This is a genomic window from Microbispora sp. CA-102843, assembly GCF_050936215.1.
Classification (GTDB): domain Bacteria; phylum Actinomycetota; class Actinomycetes; order Streptosporangiales; family Streptosporangiaceae; genus Microbispora.
On record NZ_JBNJNF010000001.1, the window covers coordinates 4,922,168 to 4,937,564 of the forward strand.

General features: G+C 71.7%; 16 protein-coding genes and 1 pseudogene. 8 read left to right on the top strand and 9 right to left on the bottom strand.

All coding sequences use genetic code 11. From position 1 onward, the window contains the following. Positions 1 to 140 precede the first annotated feature (140 nt). Positions 141 to 845 (top strand): hemerythrin domain-containing protein, encoded by a 705-nt coding sequence (locus tag ACQEVJ_RS22855; protein ID WP_433104159.1) that lies wholly within the window; start codon positions 141 to 143, stop codon positions 843 to 845. Positions 846 to 887: 42 nt separating this feature from the next. Here the strand turns inward: ACQEVJ_RS22855 and ACQEVJ_RS22860 are convergent, their stop codons facing one another. After that, complete coding sequence (locus ACQEVJ_RS22860; protein ID WP_433104161.1) at positions 888 to 2,156, bottom strand: multidrug effflux MFS transporter; 1,269 nt, start codon at positions 2,154 to 2,156, stop codon at positions 888 to 890. Positions 2,157 to 2,209: 53 nt separating this feature from the next. Here ACQEVJ_RS22860 and ACQEVJ_RS22865 point away from each other — a divergent pair, with 53 nt between their 5' ends. After that, positions 2,210 to 2,674 (top strand): MarR family winged helix-turn-helix transcriptional regulator, encoded by a 465-nt coding sequence (locus tag ACQEVJ_RS22865; protein ID WP_433104163.1) that lies wholly within the window; start codon positions 2,210 to 2,212, stop codon positions 2,672 to 2,674. 44 nt (positions 2,675 to 2,718) lie between these two features. Here the strand turns inward: ACQEVJ_RS22865 and ACQEVJ_RS22870 are convergent, their stop codons facing one another. After that, a complete protein-coding gene (locus ACQEVJ_RS22870; protein ID WP_433104165.1) occupies positions 2,719 to 3,963 on the bottom strand; it encodes an RNA polymerase sigma factor in 1,245 nt (414 codons plus the stop codon). After that, positions 3,960 to 4,373, bottom strand: coding sequence for a YciI family protein (locus ACQEVJ_RS22875; RefSeq protein WP_433112899.1), 414 nt, complete (start codon positions 4,371 to 4,373; stop codon positions 3,960 to 3,962). The genes ACQEVJ_RS22870 and ACQEVJ_RS22875 overlap by 4 nt, the downstream gene beginning before the upstream one ends. A gap of 307 nt (positions 4,374 to 4,680) precedes the next feature. On the opposite strand from ACQEVJ_RS22875, the gene ACQEVJ_RS22880 reads away from it, so the two are divergent. After that, the gene (locus tag ACQEVJ_RS22880; RefSeq protein WP_433104167.1) at positions 4,681 to 4,860 is read left to right on the top strand and encodes a DUF3099 domain-containing protein; all 180 of its coding nucleotides are present in this window, start codon (positions 4,681 to 4,683) and stop codon (positions 4,858 to 4,860) included. A 36-nt stretch (positions 4,861 to 4,896) separates the two neighbouring features. On the opposite strand, the gene ACQEVJ_RS22885 is transcribed toward ACQEVJ_RS22880, so the two are convergent. Continuing rightward, complete coding sequence (locus ACQEVJ_RS22885) at positions 4,897 to 5,775, bottom strand: alpha/beta fold hydrolase (protein ID WP_433104169.1); 879 nt, start codon at positions 5,773 to 5,775, stop codon at positions 4,897 to 4,899. A 136-nt stretch (positions 5,776 to 5,911) separates the two neighbouring features. On the opposite strand from ACQEVJ_RS22885, the gene ACQEVJ_RS22890 reads away from it, so the two are divergent. Continuing rightward, the gene (locus ACQEVJ_RS22890; protein ID WP_433104171.1) at positions 5,912 to 7,993 is read left to right on the top strand and encodes a BTAD domain-containing putative transcriptional regulator; all 2,082 of its coding nucleotides are present in this window, start codon (positions 5,912 to 5,914) and stop codon (positions 7,991 to 7,993) included. Positions 7,994 to 8,047: 54 nt separating this feature from the next. Here the strand turns inward: ACQEVJ_RS22890 and ACQEVJ_RS22895 are convergent. Then, positions 8,048 to 8,827 (bottom strand): annotated as a pseudogene (locus ACQEVJ_RS22895) (AfsR/SARP family transcriptional regulator). Between the two features lie 46 nt (positions 8,828 to 8,873). Here ACQEVJ_RS22895 and ACQEVJ_RS22900 point away from each other — a divergent pair. Together ACQEVJ_RS22900 and ACQEVJ_RS22905 are read left to right on the top strand one after the other, a co-directional pair. Further along, positions 8,874 to 10,316, top strand: coding sequence for a hypothetical protein (locus ACQEVJ_RS22900; RefSeq protein ID WP_433104173.1), 1,443 nt, complete (start codon positions 8,874 to 8,876; stop codon positions 10,314 to 10,316). A gap of 19 nt (positions 10,317 to 10,335) precedes the next feature. Further along, positions 10,336 to 10,713, top strand: a complete 378-nt coding sequence (locus tag ACQEVJ_RS22905; RefSeq protein ID WP_433104175.1) for a hypothetical protein — start codon at positions 10,336 to 10,338, stop codon at positions 10,711 to 10,713. Between the two features lie 17 nt (positions 10,714 to 10,730). Here ACQEVJ_RS22905 and ACQEVJ_RS22910 read toward each other — a convergent pair whose 3' ends face one another. Together ACQEVJ_RS22910 and ACQEVJ_RS22915 are read right to left on the bottom strand one after the other, a co-directional pair. After that, positions 10,731 to 11,591, bottom strand: a complete 861-nt coding sequence (locus ACQEVJ_RS22910; RefSeq protein ID WP_433112902.1) for a pentapeptide repeat-containing protein — start codon at positions 11,589 to 11,591, stop codon at positions 10,731 to 10,733. 250 nt (positions 11,592 to 11,841) lie between these two features. Further along, positions 11,842 to 12,414, bottom strand: coding sequence for a TetR/AcrR family transcriptional regulator (locus tag ACQEVJ_RS22915; protein WP_433104177.1), 573 nt, complete (start codon positions 12,412 to 12,414; stop codon positions 11,842 to 11,844). A gap of 81 nt (positions 12,415 to 12,495) precedes the next feature. On the opposite strand from ACQEVJ_RS22915, the gene ACQEVJ_RS22920 reads away from it, so the two are divergent. Beyond that, entirely contained in the window at positions 12,496 to 13,269 is a 774-nt protein-coding gene (locus ACQEVJ_RS22920; protein ID WP_433104179.1) for an oxidoreductase, read from the top strand. A gap of 122 nt (positions 13,270 to 13,391) precedes the next feature. Further along, positions 13,392 to 13,673, top strand: coding sequence for a VOC family protein (locus ACQEVJ_RS22925; RefSeq protein WP_433112905.1), 282 nt, complete (start codon positions 13,392 to 13,394; stop codon positions 13,671 to 13,673). A 112-nt stretch (positions 13,674 to 13,785) separates the two neighbouring features. Here ACQEVJ_RS22925 and ACQEVJ_RS22930 read toward each other — a convergent pair whose 3' ends face one another. Both ACQEVJ_RS22930 and ACQEVJ_RS22935 read right to left on the bottom strand, forming a co-directional pair. Beyond that, positions 13,786 to 14,406: a TetR/AcrR family transcriptional regulator gene (locus ACQEVJ_RS22930; RefSeq protein ID WP_433104181.1), complete on the bottom strand. Its 621-nt coding sequence runs from the start codon at positions 14,404 to 14,406 to the stop codon at positions 13,786 to 13,788. Next, positions 14,406 to 15,254 carry an oxidoreductase gene (locus tag ACQEVJ_RS22935; RefSeq protein WP_433104183.1) on the bottom strand — a complete coding sequence of 283 codons (849 nt, stop codon included), beginning with the start codon at positions 15,252 to 15,254 and terminating at the stop codon, positions 14,406 to 14,408. Before ACQEVJ_RS22935 ends, ACQEVJ_RS22930 begins: the two co-directional genes overlap by 1 nt. Positions 15,255 to 15,397 lie beyond the last annotated feature (143 nt).

Consider the following 15,397-nt stretch of genomic DNA (forward strand, 5'->3'; position numbering starts at 1 on the left):
ACCGTACTGCCCCTCGGAGGGCGCGGGCCGGGCGGGCGAAGCGTTTACCCACGCCGCCGCGTGGCGTACGGCCGTGAGGGGGAGTCTCCGATCGCGAGCACGCGGGCGGAACCCGGCGACCGGGCGAGGACGGAGACGGCGTGGACGATCGTGATTCACCGGCGGTGCGCCGCCGCGACCTGCTTGGCCTGTCCACCGCCGCGCTGGCGGCGGTGACCGCAGCGGCCCCCTCGGCGGCGGCCGCGCCGCATACCCCTGAGCAGGAGGCGGAGGTGACGCCGCCCGAGGACCTCATGCGCGAGCACGGCGTGCTGAAGCGTCTCCTGCTCGTCTACCGGGAGGGCATCCGGCGGATCGAGGACGGCGAGCGGCCGCCCGCGCAGCCGCTGAACGCCGCCGCCCGCATCATCCGCGGCTTCATCGAGGACTACCACGAGCACCTGGAGGAGAAGTACGTCTTCCCCCGGCTGCGCGAGGCCGGCAGGCTCACCGGCACCGTCTCGGTCCTGGTGCTGCAACACCGCCGTGGCCGCGAGCTGACCGGGCGCATCCTCGCCGCCACCCGGCGCACCACGGGGGCCAGGGCCGCCCGCACCCTGGTCGCCGACATGGCGGCGTTCGTCCGCATGTACGAGCCCCACGAGGCGCGGGAGGACACGGTGGTGTTCCCCGCGTTCCGTGAGGTCGTCCCCGCCAAGGAGTTCCTCCGCCTGGGCGAGGTCTTCGAAGACGAAGAGCACCGTCGGTTCGGGCCGCGCGGCTTCGCGGGCGTGGTCGACCAGGTCGCCGACATCGAGAAGGCGCTCGGCATCTACGACCTGTCCCGCTTCACTCCCGCCGGGTGACGGACGGGTCCCGACCGGCTCTGCGCCTCCCGCGGCCGCTCGTCAACAGCGCCCCGCTTCGGCGGACGCGGCTTCGGCGACGGAGGCGGCCTCCGAGGCGGACGGCGCCGCGGGAGCGGCCTTCGCGGCGACCAGGTGAGCGCCGCTGCCCAGCACGGCGCTGACCACCAGCGTGACGCCCATCGGCAGGGCGGTCCCCTCCCCGCCCACGCCGACCAGCGGCGCCACCAGGGCGCCGAACCCGAACTGCAGCGCGCCCAGCACGGCGGCGGCCGTGCCGGTGGCGTACGGCGCCCGGCCGACGGCCAGCGCCGAGGAGTTGCCCATGACGAGCGAGAAGCAGCTGACCGTCAGGAACAACACCGGCAGCACGGCCGCGGCCGGCAGGCCGGCGGCCAGCGTCGCCAGCAGGACGGCCGACAGCAGCAGCACCGCGCCCTGAGCGGCGCGCAACAGCCGCTCCGGGGAGAACCGGCGCAGCAGGCGGGCACCGGCGATGCTGGCGGCCGTCAGGCCCAGCGCGTTGGCGGCGAAGGTCACGGTGTAGGCGGTGGTCGACAGGCCCAGCACGTTCTGCACGACGAAGGGCGAGGCCGAGATGTACCCCATCAGCCCGGCGAACCCGAAGCCGAAGGCGAAGGTGTAGCCGAGGTATCCGCGGTCGGCGAGCAGGCGCCGCGCCGCCCGGCCGGTCGCCGCGATCCCGCCTCCGTGCCGGCGTTCGGGCGCAAGCGTCTCCGGCACGACGAGGACCGCGCCGAGCAGCATGAGCGCCGAGACGGCGGCCAGCACCCAGAAGACGCTGCGCCAGCCCGTGGCGGCCAGCAGGCCGCCCGCCAGCGGAGCGATGACGGGCGCGACGCCGCCGATGGCGGCCAGCAGCGAGAACAGCCGGGCCGTCTCCCTGCCGCTCGTGCGGTCGGCGACCACGGCGCGGGCGACCACGACACCGGCGGCGCCGGCGAATCCGTGCGCGAACCGGAAGGCGATGAGCGTCCAGACGTTCGGCGCGACCGCGCACGCGACGCAGGCGGCCACGGCCACGGTGGTGGCCAGCAGGATCGGCCGCCGCCGCCCGAACCGGTCGGACAGCGGTCCGATGACGAGCTGTCCGGTGGCGATCCCGATGAAGAACGCGGTGAGCGTGAGCTGCACGCTGGAGGCGCTGGTCTGGAGGTCGGCGGCCATGTCGGTGAACGTCGGCAGGTACATGTCGGTGGCGAACGGCGCCACCGCCGACAGCAGGGCCAGCACGGCGAGCAGAGGCCGGGAGACCCCGGAGCCGGTCGGAGGCGGCGAAGCGGAGGACATGACACTCCCGAAGACAGATACTTATAAATGCATAAATATCCTACGATGTACGCGTGGACCGTCTCGCCGTGCTCCGGGACCTCATGCCCGCTCTCCGGGACACCTCCCGCACGCTGCTGCGCACGGGCGTCGTCCGGTCGGGCGTGGAGCCGTTGCCCGCCTCCGAGGCGGACATGATGCGTGTGATCGTCCGGGAGCCCGGCGTGAGCCCCGGCAGGCTCGCCGCCGAGTTGCAGATGAAGCCGAGCAACGTCAGCACGGCGCTGCGGCATCTGGCAGAGCTGGGACTGGTCCAGCGGGAGAACGACCCGGCAGACCGGCGCGCCGGCCGGGTGCTGCCCACGCCCAAGGCCGTGGCCGACTCCCGGCGCATCGAGGAGACCTGGGCCAAGGTCCTCGACGAGATCCTCGCCGAGCTTCCCGATCACCAGGCGCAGGCCCTGCTCGACGCGGTCCCCGCCCTGCGTGCGCTGGAGCGCGCGTTGCGCGCACGCGACACCGCCGCCCAAGACGGCTGACGCGTCCCGCTCCGGCAAACACCCCTTGGACTCCGGCCGGCTCGTCAGGCGTCGTCACCCAGGTGGGCGGCCCGGGCGTTGAGGTAGCGCCGGCGCGGCAGGCTCGCCGCCCGCCGGGCCGCCGTCAGGTAGGCCTCCCGCGCCGCCGCCCGCTGCCCGGCCATCTCCAGCAGGTGCGCGCGCACCGCGGGCAGGCGGTGGTCGCGGGCGAGCCGCTCGTCTCCCTCCAGGCCGTCGAGCAGATCCAGTCCCGCCCGCGGGCCCCGGCTCATCGCCACGGCGACCGCGTGGTTCAGCGTCGTCACGGGGTTGGCCGACATGGCCGTCAGCACCTCGTACAGCGCGGCGATCTGCGGCCAGTCGGTCGCCTCCGCGCTCAGCGCCTCGTCGTGCAGGGCGGCGATCGCCGCCTGGATCTGGTATGGCCCGGGCGCCCCCCGCGACAGGGCCGCGTCGACCAGTGTCACGCCCTCGTCGATGCGGGCGGCGTCCCACAGGGTCCGGTCCTGCTCGGCCATCGGGATCGGCGTGCCGTCCGGGGTGGCGCGCGCGGCGCGGCGGGCGTCGGTGAGCAGCATGAGAGCGAGCAGCCCGGCCGCCTCGCCGTCGTCCGGCAGCAGCCGGTGGACGACGCGGGCCAGCCGGATCGCCTCGGCCGTCAGGTCCTCCCGGCGAGGCCAGGCCTCCCCGGCGTACCCCTCGGTGAAGACCAGGTAGAGCACGTGGAGGACGGCGCGGAGCCGCGCGTCGCGGTCGGCTCCCGCGGGCATGCCGAACGGGAGGCCGCTGTCCCTGATGCGTTCCTTGGCCCGGGTGATGCGCCGGGCCATGGTCGCCTCCGGCACCAGGAACGCCCTGGCGATCTGCGCGGTGGTCAGGCCGCCGACCGCGCGGAGGGTGAGGGCGATCTGCGAGGCGGGCGACAGCACGGGATGGCAGCACATGAACAGCAGGACCAGCGTGTCGTCGGACTCGGCCGTCGACGTGTCCGCCGCGGGCGCGAGCCGCCAATCGGGAAGCGCCCGCCTGCCGGCGGCGTCCTCCCGGTCGCGCCGGGCCTGTTCCGCGCGCAGCAGGTCGGTGAGCCTTCGGGCGGCGACGGTGACGAGCCAGCCCAGCGGGTTGTCCGGCAGGCCGTCCTCCGGCCAGCGCACGGCGGCCGCGATCAGCGCCTCCTGCACGGCGTCCTCGGCGGTGTCGAAGTGGCCGTACCGTCGCACGACCGCGCCGAGGACCCGCGGCGCCAGGCGGCGCAGCAGGTCCTCGGCCTCGCCGCCGGGCGTCGTCACAGCTCCGGCTCGGCCGGTGACTCGGCGATCGGCCGGATGTCCACGTACCACTCGTGCGCCAGGGTCGCGCCCTCGGGATGCGGGGTGTGCGCCAGGCGCGCGGCGATCTGCGTCGCCCGGTCGAAGCTGTCGCACTCGACGATCGTGTAGCCCGCCAGGACCTCCTCGGTCTCGGCGTACGGGCCGTCGGTGACGACGGGGACGCCCTCACGCAGCCGGATCCTGCGGGCGTGGACGGGGGCGGTCAAGCCCTGGGCGTCGACGAACTCCCCCGACTTCACCAGGTCGTCGTTCCACTCCGTCATGAACGCGTGCATGGCCGCGACGTCCTCGGCCGACCAGGCGGGCCCGTGGCCCGGCCGTCCCTCCAGGACGTCGTGGTCCTGCTGCGAGCCGTACAGCATGATCATGTACTTCACGGTTCGTTCCTCTCCGGCGGGCACCTTCCGCACCGCTTCACCAAGGACGTCGGAGCCGGCCGCACGATCCGGACACACCCTTGAGCGCGAAAGACCGCCCGGCCACTGTGCCGGAGCGGCCGCGTGTCCTGTCAAGCCGGGAGAACACGGGCAAGTTTCACGCGCGGGGGTGGGGGCCGCGCCCGGCGAGGACCAGATCTCCTACCTCGGCGGATCGTACGCGGGGATGCTCCGAGCCACGGAGCCATCGGCGGGCCCGCACCAGGGCGTCGCCCTCCGCGGAAATAGGCTGAACACCGTGCAGCGTCGCAAGCGGACGTACTTGATCATGATGATCACGTGCCTCACGCTGTTCGTCCTGGCCGGAACGGTCGTGCGGGAGGTCTCGCCCCTGGCCGCCCTGGTGATGTCCGCGGTGGCGTTGGTGATCCCGCCGTTCGCTGTCATCATCGCCAACCGCAGTGATCGTCGCGACTGACGTGGGGCCGACCCCGCAGGCGCACCGGTGCCTCGATCAGCGGGTGAGAAGGGCGCGCAGGGCCCCGGCGACACCGGCCGGGTCCTCCTCGGCCATGAAATGCCCACAGGTGGCCGTCGCGTGCACCAGGTCGGGGGCCCAGGCGCCCCACAGCGCCTCGGCGTCGTACCCGAGCGCGGCCCCCCAGTCCTGCTGGAGCACGGTCACCGGCATCCGCAGCCGGTTCCCGGCCTCCCGGTCCGCGCGGTCGTGGTCCACGTCGATCCCCGCCGAAGCTCGATAGTCCGCCACGATCGAGGGCACCGCCGTGCGGCAGGCGTCCAGATAGGCGGCGCGTACGTCGGCGGGTATCGCCCCGCCGTCGAGGGTCCAGACGTCGAGGAAGTGGCCGAAGAAGGCGTCCGCGCTCGCGCCGATCATCCGCTCGGGCAGGCCCGGCGGCTGGGCCATCAGGTACAGGTGGAACCCGACGGCGGCGCCCGCGCCGTGCATCACCTCCCACATGTCCAGCGTGGGCAGCACGTCGAGGCAGGCCAGGTGACTGATCGCCGCCGAGTGGTCGAGCCCGGCGCGGAAGGCGACCAGCGCGCCGCGGTCGTGCCCGGCCAGCGCGAACCGCTCATGTCCGAGCGCCCGGGCCAGGGCGACGACGTCGGCGGCCATCGTGCGCTTGGAATAGGTGTCGCGACCGGCCTCGGCCGGCTTGTCGCTGGCGCCGTAGCCGCGCAGGTCGGGACAGATCACGGTGTGGTCGGCGGCCAGGTCGGCGGCGACGTGCCGCCACATCAGGTGGGTCTGGGGGAAGCCGTGCAGCAGCACGATCGGGCTCCCCGACCCGGCGACGGCCGCGTTCAGCGACACACCGTCGGCGACCGGCACGCGAAGGTAGTCGAAACCGGGAAGGACAGGCGCCATGACGCGCCCCCTTTCTGTGCGGGATCAGATGCCCCCAGGCTGCCGGGCGTGAATGAGCATCCGATCAGCGCGCTACCGTGACAGTTGCCGTGGCAGTCGCTTTGACCTGGGGGTACGCGCGGAAAGGGGGCCGCAGGTGGGCATCGCGTTCGGAGTGCTGGGGCCGGTGACGGCCTGGGACGGCACCGGCGGCGCGATCGCACTGAAGGGGCCGCGGCACCGCGCGGTGCTGGCCCGGCTGATCGTCGCCCGCGGCCGCGTCGTCCCGGTCACCCGCCTGATCGACGACCTGTGGGACGAACCGCCTGCCGGCGCGGTCGGGGCCGTACGGACGTTCGTGGCGGCGCTGCGCCGCGCGCTGGAACCCGACCGGCCGCCCCGCACCCCCGCGCGGCTGCTGGTCACCGAGGGACCGGGATACGCGCTGCGGGCCGGCGCCGACGCCGTGGACGCCTGGCGCTTCGAACACGCGGTGGCCACCGCCGCGGCGCTGCCACCCGAAGAGGGGCTCGGACGGCTGGAGGAGGCGCTGGGGTGGTGGCGCGGCCCCGCCTACGCGGAGTTCGCCGACCAGGACTGGGCCCGCGCCGAGCGCTCCCGCCTGGCCGAACTCCGGCTGCACGCGGTCGAGCGCAGGGCCGAAACGCGACTGACCCTGGGGCGGGCGGCCGAGGCGGTGCCCGACCTGGACGCGCACGCCGCCGGGCATCCCTGGCGGGAGGAGGCCTGGCGGTTGCTCGCGCTCGCGCTGTACCGCAGCGGGCGGCAGGGCGACGCGCTCGCCGTGCTGCGCCGGGCGCGGGCGCTGCTGGTGGACGAGCTGGGAGTGGACCCGGGCCCGGGACTGCGCCGCCTGGAGGCCGACATCCTGCGCCAGGCCGGCCATCTCGACCCCGCCTCGCCCGGTGCCGCCGGCGCGGCCGCGCGGGTGTGGGCCCAGGCGACCGCCGCGTACGACCGCGCGGTCGCATCCGGGGCGCGGGCCCGCCTTGAGACGACGGCAGGACTGCTGCGCGACCTCGCCGTGACCGGGGGCGGCGGCCTGCAGGCGGCGCGCGAGCACCGCGTGGCCGCGATCGAGGCGGCCGAGGAACTCGGCGACGCGGAGCTGACCGCCCGGGTGATCGGCGCCTTCGACGTCCCGGCCATCTGGACCCGGTCCGACGACCCCGGGCAGGCGGCGCGGATCGTGACGGCGGCCGGGCGCACGCTGGCCGCCCTGGCCGCCGGTCACGGAGCTGCCGGTCACGGAGCTGCCGGTCACGAGGCCGCCGGTCACGAGGCGGCCCGGGCCCGCCTGCTGGCCACGATCGCGCTGGAGTCGCGCGGCGACCGCTCCGGCCACGGGCTGCGGGCGGCGCGGCAGGCCGAGGAGATCGCCCGGCGCCTGAACGACCCCGCGCTGCTGGCGTTCGCGCTGAGCGGCCTGTTCATGCAGACCTTCCACCGCACGGGCCTGGCCGCCCGCCGCGCCGAGATCGGCGCCGAACTGGTGGATCTTTCCGCCCGGCACGGCCTGGTCACCTTCGAGGTGCTCGGGCATCTCATCCGGATGCAGGCCAGGTCGGCGCTCGCGGACTTCACGACCGCCGACGCCCACGCCGCCGAGGCCGAGCGCCTGGCCGTACGGCACGAGCGGCCCCTGGTGGGCGTGTTCACCGCCTGGTATCGGGCGCTGCGCCTGGACGCGACCGGCCGGGCGACGGTGGAGGAGGCCGAGGCCGCCTACCGGGAGGCCGCCGCCCGGCCGGACGGCGCCGGCATGCCCGGCATGGAGCGCGGCCTGCTGCCGCTCGCGTTGCTGTGCCTGCGCCTGCGGCACGGGCAGCCCCCACCCGACGTCGAACATGCCGATTGGGGGCCGTACGCGCCGTGGGCCCGGCCTCTGGTGCTGCTGGCGCGCGACCGCCGCGCCGAGGCGGCCGCAGCGCTGCGCGCCCTGCCCGAGCCGCCGCGCGACCTGCTGACGGAGGCCCTGTGGTGCCTCGCCGCCCGGGCGGCCCTCACACTCGGGGACCGCACGACGATGGAACGCGCCCACGCCGCGCTGCTGCCCGCCGCGGGCGAGCTGGCCGGGGCGGGCAGCGGCGTGCTGACGCTCGGCCCGGTGGCCGCGCACCTGGACGACCTCGCCGCCGCTCTCGGCCGACCAGCGGCCGAACACCGGCAAGGCGTCGCCACCGGCACCGTCGAAGACGGCGTGAGCCCTGATGCGTGAGCCGCCGGGCCGACGACCGGCCTGCCCTCCATGAGCCCGCACACCGGGCGTCGTTCAGCCCGCGGCGGCGACGGGCTCGTGCCGGAGGATGCACGTGTACAGGCGGTGGAATTGCCGGCTGGGAACGAGCCCGAGTTCCTCACCGAGCACCTCGCGGGCCCGATGGAGCGTGCCAAGTGCCGCCGCCGGGTCTCCCGACTCCCATAGCGCTTAAGCAAGGAGGAGGTAGGGGCGCTCCCACAATGGATGGGCCGTGATCAACCTCCGTAGGTCTCCGAGAAGATGACGGGCGGGTTCACGGTGGAGCCGGAGCTCACACAGATCCACCTCGGCTTCGGCTCTCAGCGCGTCCAGCCCGGCGAGATGCTCGCGAAGGAGCCGGGACCCTGTCACGTCTTCGCCGGCCCGCCCCTGCCACAGGGCTGACGCGGCGGCGAGCATACTGATCGCCCGGCTCTGATCGCCATCCCGGAGAGCGGCGCGGGCGTGCGCGAGGTGCGTAGTGAACACGGTGACATCGAGCTCATCAGCTTCAAGGATGAGTTCGTAAGCGCTGCTCCCTCCGCCTCCTCCCCCGCGGATTGTGATCAACCGCTCTGAGCAGCCGTGCTCGGCAAGACGAGTGCGCAGAATCGAAAGATGCTGTCGTAGGTTGGCTTCCGCGGACTTGGGTGGATCATCCCAGAGCAGGCCGATCAAATTCTCCCTGGCCGACCGTCGTCCCACCCTCAGAAGAAGTGCCGCCAGCAGTGTCCGCGCCGTGGGTGGCAAGGCAATCGCGCCCCCGCCATCCGCATTGACACCGACAGGACCAAGTAATACGAAGCGCAGCATCCACTACCCACTCGTATGCGATTGATTGCCGCGCCGATCTTCCCAGATGGGAACGACCGCGATTTCCCCGGGCGGCGCCGCCTATCTCGAAATCACCGGGCCGACCACGACCCAGAGTGTGCTCACGATGCATCTCACCCAGGCAAGCCCGGACGCGGACCTGCGGTATCTACTGGTGAGCTGGCCGACCGGCCCTGGCGGTCCGTCCGACACACCGTCTCACTGGAGCCGGTCCACCGGCGACGGCGACGTCAGCATCAGTCTGGAACCCGGCGAGGTCGCAACCTTGATAGCGGTGCGAACCGACCTGATGGGAAATGCCGGCGACGCCGACGACGCTCTGATCCCGATCAACTGGAGCGCCTCCGTCGCCCAGGGCGGACCCCGGCCCACCAGCACCCTGAACACCATGTGGTCCAACCGATCGGCCTCAGCCGGCTGCGCCGATTGGAGCGGCGGCGATGCCGTCCAATCGACCCCGCTACCCGAGGGAGGCCGGGCATGGTTCTTCTCCGACACCTTCCTCGGCGATCCGAGCAAACAGTCACCCGGCACCGAGGTCAGCTACCTCCGCAACTCCATCGTGGTCCAGCAGGGTTCCACCCTGCGCACGATCACCGGTGGGCGCACCTGCCAAGAGACGAACACCAACGCAGACGACTGGGATCGATACGCGAAAACGCCTGCGGGCGAAGGCGCACAATACTGGACCGGAGACGCCAAGCTCCTCACCGACGCCATCGGGGTTCCAGACTTGGTGAAGTTCTACTACGAGGGCGTCGGGGACGAGAACACCCGCGCCGCCTATGCCCGCTTCTCCCACACCGATCTGCTGAACACCAACACGGCGAACGTCGTACCGACAAGGCTCCAGGACTGCTTCGTCAGGCAGGGTTACCCCGTTATCTGGGGAGCCTCCTTACTGGATCAGGCCGGGATGACCTACATCTACGGATGGGAGGCGGATGCGGCGAGCGCGGACAAGAGGCTCTACCTCGCACGAACGGCGAGCACGGCGGATCCGGCCGACCAGACCCGCTGGCAGTACTTCGCGGGGACGGCCGCCGACGGATCGGCACAGTGGTCCCCGTCCTGCAGCGCTTCCACGCCACTCCAGCCCAAGTCCGAAGTCGACTTCAGTGTCATCTACCTCAACGAACGGTTCTGGCTGGTGCGTCACACACCCGCCTCACAGGCACCGGGAAAGATCGTCGCGATGCCCGCCACGACCCCATGGGGCTTCGGCTCGGACCAAGTGGACCTTTATACTCCTCCAGAGACCAAGACCAACCCCAGATATTCATCCGTGTACGGAGCACGCGTGCATGTCAACGCCCTTCCGGACAGGAGCAGGGTCGTCATCTCCTACACCGTGAGCACGAGCGCGACGGATCTGACCTGCTGGACCAGAGGATCCTCCTTCCCGGACAACTATCAGCCGCGGTTCTTCGACGTGCCCACATCAGCGTTCTTCTCCAAGAACACATAGCCGGCAGAGACGAGGACAAGTGGCATCACGCGCGAGCCGCTTGCGCATTCGGCCGCTGGCCGGGGCGGTGGTCCTGGTGACCTTCGCCCTGGCCGCGTGCCAGCCCTACCGGGACGAGATCTTCAACATCGTCAATGAAACCGGCGAGAACGTCGTGGTCACCTGGAACAGAGGCGACCTGTACGCCAACCTTCCTCCCGGCGGATCCATCGAGAAGATTCCGCCGCCAAACCGCTGCCGGGTCACTCCCCTGCCCGACGACCGGTTCACCGCGACGACGGAGACCGGGAAGCGCTACACCTACGGGCGGCCCATGTGCCCCGGAGAGACCTGGCACATCCGCGAGAAAACCCCGGGCTCGCCGCCCGCCTCGGCCGGCGACAGGAGGACACCCTAGCCGCCGGCAAGGAGTCTCTATCCGCGCCCGCGGCGGGGGCGCGGGCGGCGGGTGGAGGCCCGGCCCGCCGCGGCGGCCGGGCGGGCCGCCGGGCCCGACCAGTGCGCCGGACGGGTGAGGGCCGGGGGCAGCTTCGTGGCGTCGTCTCCCCTTGCCGCGTTCACCTGGACCTGGGTGAGGAAGACGCTCCCCGTGAGGTCGGCGCCGCCGAGGTCGGCCCCGCGCAGATCCGCCCCGATGAGATCCGCGCCGCGCAGATCGGCCTCGCGCAGATCCGCGCCGATGAGGTAGGCGCCCCTCAGGTTGGCTCCGCGCAGGTCGGCCTTCCTGAGCCGGGCGCCGATGAGGTCGGCTCCCCTGCGGTCGGCGGCGCGGCCTCCGGCCGACGCCCGCACCAGCTCGCTCGTCCGCAGCAGCAGCACGTTGACCTTCTCACGGTGGGCGGCGACGTCCACGCCCAGCAGGTCGTCGGGGGTGCCCGTGGTCAGGCGTTCGGTCTCCTCGAACGCGTCGCGCAGCTCGGCGTGGATCGGGCGGGTCACCGGCAGGGACATCGCCTCGTCCAGGTACCACAGCAGCTCGTGCAGGTGCCGTACGACGGGGAAGACCTCGAACATCCGCGCCGCGGTGTGCGGATCATCCCGCCAGCTGCGCCCGAAGGTGACCTGCGAGACCTTCTGCCCGGCGCCGAAGCAGTCGTAGACGGTGCAGCCGGGAAAGCCGCTGTCCCGCAGACGCGCGTGGATGCCGCAGCGGTAGTCGTCCCGCAGGTTGGGGCACGGCCGCCCGGCGTCCTTGCTGATCGCGAAGTCGGCCGAGGCGGCGAAGGGCAGCGCGACGCAGCACAGTCCGAAGCAGTTCGCGCAGTCGGCCCGCAGGTCGGTTCGCCGGTCGTGGCCGGAGCCGGCAGGGGCGTCCGCGCGGTCGTCCCCGTGGTCGTGCGTGTGGTCGTGCGTGTGGGGCAACGTGCCTGGTCTCCTCGTGTTCGATGGGCGCGGCCGGGACCACTCGCCGTCCGGCGCCCAGCTAGAACGTATCCCACCGGCCGAACGCAGGACGCCGGACCACCCGCCGACGGCCGGCCGCTCAGGCGTGCGGACACCCGTCTTCGGATGCGCTGTGGTCGATCTAGCCGTGGTTCGCTGCGCCGTAGCGCAACCCGTCATAGAGGATCGTGGCGATGCGCAGCGCATCGTCCTTCCAGCCTTTGGCGCGCATCCCGCAGATGCCGCCGAGGGCGCGCAGCACGACGCGCCCGCTGATGCCACTGCGGACGAGGCCGGCTGCGACACCTGCGGCGAGAAGTTCGTCGAGGGCGCGGGCCATCTCGTCGCGCGCGTCGTCGAAGACCGGCGAATCGGTTGCCATGATGCTCTCCAGCGCCTCACCCAGCCCTCTGCCTACTGCCGCGTGCTCCACGAGCAGCAGCAGGAAGGTGCGCAGTGCTTCGTCCGGGGCGTGTCGCGCGAGCAGCCGGGCGGGGGTTGCGCAGAGCTCGGCGACCTCCTGGCGGTACACCTCCGCGACGAGCGCCTCGCGCGTTTCGAAGTGGCGGTACAGCGTGCCGACGGCCACATCGGCTCGGCGGGCGATCTCCTCCACATGGGCGGCGTCGTCGGCGAGGAACGCCTCACGCGCCGCGGCCAGGAGCGCTTCGCGGTTGCGGCGGGCATCGGCGCGCAGTGGACGAGATGACGGCAACGGTCCTCCATAAGGTGAGTCCGACTCCGTTTGTGTGTACAGTTTCCGGAGCCGGGTTCACCTTACTGAAGGAGTACGCCCATGACGATCGAGCACGAACAGTTCGCCGGCCTGCGAGTGCTGGTGACCGGCGGTAGCCGAGGGCTCGGGGAGGCGACGGCTCGTCGCTTCGCCGCAGCCGGCGCCACCGTGCTGACGGCCTCGCGAACCGCTCCCCCGGAAGACCTGCCCGCCACCTTCATTCCCGCCGACCTGCGGTCGGAGGAGGGGGCGACGGAACTCGCCCGACGCGTGGTGGACAGCGTGGGAGGCATCGACGTTCTGGTCAACAACGCCGGAGCCGCAACCGGACCGATGCCGACCCTGGAGCGGTCGGACGCGTCCTGGCTCGCCGACCTGGAGATGAACCTGCTCAGCGCGGTCCGGCTCGACCGGGCCCTGGTTCCCGGGATGGTCGAGCGTGGCTCCGGCGTCGTGGTGCACGTCTCCTCCATCGCCAGCCACCTTCCCCAGCCTGCCGAGGCGTCGTACGCGGCATCGAAGGCGGCCCTCAACGCCTACAGCCGCGAGTTGGCGACGGCGGTGGGCGAGCACGGCGTACGCGTGGTGTGCGTTCTGCCGGGCTTCGTCGTCACCGAGGGAGCGGTCGACCATCTTCAGCAGATGGCCGACAGCCAGAACGTGGGCATCGACGAGGTCAAGCAGCAGATCGTGGACCACCTGAAGGTGCCGATGGGGCGCACCGGCGAACCCGAGGACGTCGCAGAGATGATCGCGTTCCTCGCTTCCGGCCGCGCCAAATGGCTCACCGGCGCCCAGTTCCGGGTCGACGGCGGCATCATCCCCGTGGTCTGAGCCGCACCCCCGCACGCGATTCGAGGAGAAACACCATGACCTTCAGCCTGACGTCACTGATCGTAGACGCCGCGGACCTGGACAGCGAGAGCCCGTTCTGACACGGGCTACTCGGCGGCTCGATCACGAGGACGGCGACGCACCGCTTTCTGCAGATCGACGGCTTCCCCATGATCGTGATCCAGCACGCTCCCGGGCATGCGCCGCCGCAGTGGCCCTACGGCGCCTCCCAGCAGATGCACTTCGACCTCAGCACGGACGACGCGGCGACCGCGGACAAGCGGGTGCTCGACGCCGGCGGTCGACGGCTGCGACCGACTGACGATGTCGTCGCCTCCACTCAGCCGGGCTCCCGTATTTACACCAGCCCGGCCGGACACCCCTTCTGCGTTCGCGCGGCCTGACCCCGAAACCGAGCACGGACAACCGCGCCAGCGCTGTTTCCGAGACCGGACCCTGGAACCTGATCTGGAGGCCCATGCATGAAGCTTTGGCCACAATCGCGAGGTTCGGTTCTCAAGCTTCACCGTGCATGCCAGCGCTGATCAGCCAGATATGTTCGCAGGTCGAAGATGCCTTCTGCAATTCCTCGCGGGACTCTTGTGAGGCGTGGTAGAAGGTCCGCTCGATCATCCAGCACAGGGTGCGTGCCATCGCCGACGCCTGGTCTGGTTCGGTGCCGGCCTGAACGCCGGCTCGTTCCAAGACGGCGGCGATGGCCGTGATGAACAAGTCAGCTGTACGGCTCCACAGCACGCCGATCTCCGGCACGGTCAACGACAGGTCGATCGCCGTGCGGAAGACCAGGCCGTGCTCGTTCCACAGCTCGACCGTGCGCCGCATGGCTGCTGCGATGGCCTGGCGCGGCTCCTCGGCCTGCGCGGTGGCCCGGGACCGCTCCCACAGGTGCTCGACGGTCCGGGCCACGAGTGCCGTAACCACTTCCTGCTTGGAGCCGAAGTAGAAGTACAGGGCACCGCGTGTGATGCCGGCGCCCTGGGCGATGTCGCCGACGGTCATGGCGTCGTAGCCCTTCTGCGCCAGCAGGGCTTCGCAGGCGTCCAGAATGGCGCGCTCCCGGACATCGCCCTTGCGTTCGGTGGTGCGCCGGCTCCGCGCGGGGTGGTGGCCGGGCATCAGAGCTGAGCGCCGTCGGCGAAGTCGGTCGTACGGGAAAGCGCCTCCCCTGCGCGGATGTCCTCGTCCACGACCGCGCGCGCGGCGGTGACCAGTCGCAGCGCGTCCGAACCCAGGACGAGATGGGCCGGCGGCCGGTCGACCGACGCGATGTGCACGACGGCCTCCCCGGCCTTGGCCGGATTGCCCAGTTGGTTCCCGCTTGCCTTCTGCCGCGCTTCACGGATGGGAGTGAACAGCTCGTCGTAGTCGTCGATAGTCCGCGCGGCGCGCGTCATGGACCGTCCGGCCCAGTCGGTACGGAAGGAGCCGGGCTCGATCGCCGTGACATGGATGCCGAACTGTGCGACCTCCTTGCCCAGTGCCTCGAGGATGCCTTCCAGCGCGAACTTGCTGCCGCAGTAGGCGGACATGCCGGGCACGGCCATGAGCCCGCCCATGGAGGTGACGGCCATCAGGTGCCCGCGACGGCGCCGGCGCATGTGGGGCAGAGCTGCCTGCAGGGTGGCCACTGCCCCGAATACGTTGACCTCGAACTGCCGCCGCACCTCGGCGAGCGGGGTTTCCTCGAAGGTGCCCTCCAGGCCGTAGCCGGCGTTGGCGACGACGACGTCCAGAGGGCCGAGGCTCTGCTCCACCTCCGCTACCACGCGCGAGACGGCGTCGTCGTCCGTCACGTCCAGGATTCGGCCGTGAGCGCGCCCGGGTTGGAGCCCTTCGAAGGCCCGCAGGTCCTCCTCGGAGCGGACCGTGCCGGCGACGGTGTGTCCGGCGGCCAGGGCGGCTTGGGCGAAGGCGCGTCCAAGGCCCTTGCTGACGCCGGTGATGAGCCACTTCTGCTTCTGCACTGCTCTCTCCAGAGAAGAACCGCAAGGAGCTGGACTGCCCCCCTTGGTTCAAATTCTACACAACGTCGATTTTTATCATCATCGTGTAGATTCTCGTGACGCCTTAAGGCTCCGTCGACCGCCCTACGACGGTCTTCCCGAGC